Below are 2,277 nucleotides of genomic sequence, written 5' to 3'. Positions count from 1 at the left end.
TTTCTGGTGCGTACCGGGCTGAGAGGCGGTGTAAGTGAACTGTAGTTGCCATGTTTTACGGCAATGAGAGCAGAGATAGCGCTGATGTCCGGCAGTGCTTTTGCCGTTACGCACCACGCCTTCAGTAGCGGAGCAGGAAGGACATCTGATGGAAATGGAAGCCACGCAAGCACCTTAAAATCACCATCATACACTAAATCAGTAAGTTGGCAGCATTACCGTGTCGGGTTAATGAAATAGAAACCTATATGGATGGTGTGCATTTGATATGCACCACTGCCAAAGTGGATCGTAGTTTTGGCGATATTCCGTTAGTTCACGGCATGCCTTTTATTTCTGGTATCGGTATCGAAGCATTACAAAATAAAATTCTGACTATCTTACAGGGGTGACCTATGTTTTCAGAAGTCATGCGTTATATTCTCGACCTCGGCCCTACGGTGATGCTTCCGATTGTCATCATTATTTTTTCTAAAATATTAGGCATGAAGGCAGGCGATTGCTTTAAAGCGGGTCTGCATATCGGGATTGGCTTTGTTGGCATTGGCCTTGTGATTGGCTTAATGCTGGATTCCATTGGTCCGGCGGCGAAAGCGATGGCGGAAAATTTCGACCTGAATCTGCATGTGGTCGATGTCGGCTGGCCGGGCTCTTCACCAATGACCTGGGCGTCGCAAATTGCGCTGGTGGCGATTCCGATTGCGATTCTGGTTAACGTGGCGATGTTACTGACCCGTATGACGCGGGTGGTAAATATTGATATCTGGAATATCTGGCATATGACCTTCACCGGCGCGTTGCTGCATCTGGCAACTGGTTCATGGATGATAGGGATGGCAGGTGTGGTAATTCACGCGGCGTTTGTTTATAAGCTCGGCGACTGGTTTGCCCGCGATACCCGAAATTTCTTTGAGCTGGAAGGTATTGCTATTCCGCACGGTACGTCGGCGTAAGGGATGCGCGTTTCCGTTTCTGGCTCCGGCAACGTCGCCCAGTACGCTATCGAAAAAGCGATGGAATTTGGTGCTCGTGTGATCACTGCGTCAGACTCCAGCGGCACTGTAGTTGATGAAAGCGGATTCACGAAAGAGAAACTGGCACGTCTTATCGAAATCAAAGCCAGCCGCGATGGTCGAGTGGCAGATTACGCCAAAGAATTTGGTCTGGTCTATCTCGAAGGCCAACAGCCGTGGTCTGTACCGGTTGATATCGCCCTGCCTTGCGCCACCCAGAACGAACTGGATGTTGACGCCGCGCATCAGCTTATCGCCAATGGCGTTAAAGCCGTCGCCGAAGGGGCAAATATGCCGACCACCATCGAAGCGACTGAACTGTTCCAGCAGGCAGGCGTACTGTTTGCACCGGGTAAAGCGGCTAATGCTGGCGGTGTAGCAACGTCAGGCCTTGAAATGGCGCAAAACGCTGCGCGCCTGGGCTGGAAAGCCGAGAAAGTTGACGCACGTTTGCATCACATCATGCTGGATATCCACCATGCCTGTGTTGAGCATGGTGGTGAAGGTGAGCAAACCAACTACGTGCAGGGCGCGAACATTGCCGGTTTTGTGAAGGTTGCCGATGCGATGCTGGCGCAGGGTGTGATTTAAGTTGTAAATGCCTGATGGCGCTACGCTTATCAGGCCTACAAATGGGCACAATTCATTGCAGTTACGCTCTAATGTTGGCCGGGCAAGCGCAGCGCCCCCGGCAAAATTTCAGGCGTTTATGAGTATTTAACGGATGATGCTCCCCAGGGAACATTTCTTATGGGCCAACGGCATTTCTTACTGTAGTGCTCCCAAAACTGCTTGTCGTAACGATAACACGCTTCAAGTTCAGCATCCGTTAACTTTCTGCGATAGCAGCAGATATGCCGGTAATGCTGCCAACTTACTGATTTAGTGTATGATGGTGATTTTAAGGTGCTTGCGTGGCCTCCATTTCCATCAGATGTCCTTCCTGCTCCGCTACTGAAGGCGTGGTGCGTAACGGCAAAAGCACTGCCGGACATCAGCGCTATCTCTGCTCTCATTGCCGTAAAACATGGCAACTACAGTTCACTTACACCGCCTCTCAGCCCGGTACGCACCAGAAAATCATTGATATGGCCATGAATGGCGTCGGATGTCGCGCCAGTGCACGCATTATGGGCGTTGGCCTCAACACGGTTTTACGTCACTTAAAAAACTCAGGCCGCAGTCGGTAACCTCGCGCATACAACCGGGCAGTGATGTGATTGTCTGCGCTGAAATGGACGAACAGTGGGGCTACGTCGGTGCT

The 2,277-nt window shown here is 51.1% G+C and carries 1 protein-coding gene and 5 pseudogenes; 4 read left to right on the top strand and 2 right to left on the bottom strand.

Annotation, left to right across the window (positions count from 1 at the left end):
• A partial coding sequence (locus tag BGK49_RS26905; RefSeq protein ID WP_047664789.1) for an IS1 family transposase occupies positions 1-165 on the bottom strand: 165 nt, incomplete at its 3' end.
• Between the two features lie 50 nt (positions 166-215).
• On the opposite strand from BGK49_RS26905, the pseudogene gatB reads away from it, so the two are divergent.
• From gatB to BGK49_RS12785, 3 pseudogenes are all read left to right on the top strand, one after another.
• Positions 216-392: pseudogene (gene gatB, locus BGK49_RS12795) on the top strand (PTS galactitol transporter subunit IIB); the annotation flags it as partial.
• Between the two features lie 3 nt (positions 393-395).
• Positions 396-950, top strand: a pseudogene (locus tag BGK49_RS12790) (PTS transporter subunit IIC); the annotation flags it as partial.
• Between the two features lie 3 nt (positions 951-953).
• Positions 954-1,604: pseudogene (locus tag BGK49_RS12785) on the top strand (dehydrogenase family protein); the annotation flags it as partial.
• 116 nt (positions 1,605-1,720) lie between these two features.
• On the opposite strand, the pseudogene BGK49_RS31070 reads toward BGK49_RS12785, so the two are convergent.
• A pseudogene (locus tag BGK49_RS31070) lies at positions 1,721-1,876 on the bottom strand (DUF1266 domain-containing protein); the annotation flags it as partial.
• 51 nt (positions 1,877-1,927) lie between these two features.
• Between BGK49_RS31070 and BGK49_RS26895 the strand changes: the two are divergent.
• Positions 1,928-2,277: pseudogene (locus BGK49_RS26895) on the top strand (IS1 family transposase); the annotation flags it as partial.

The sequence above is a fragment of the Shigella sp. FC1544 genome (assembly GCF_001722145.1).
GTDB classification, from domain to species: domain Bacteria; phylum Pseudomonadota; class Gammaproteobacteria; order Enterobacterales; family Enterobacteriaceae; genus Escherichia; species Escherichia coli.
The sequence above is the reverse complement of the archived record's forward strand: the minus strand, read 5'-3'. Positions and strand labels throughout refer to the sequence as shown.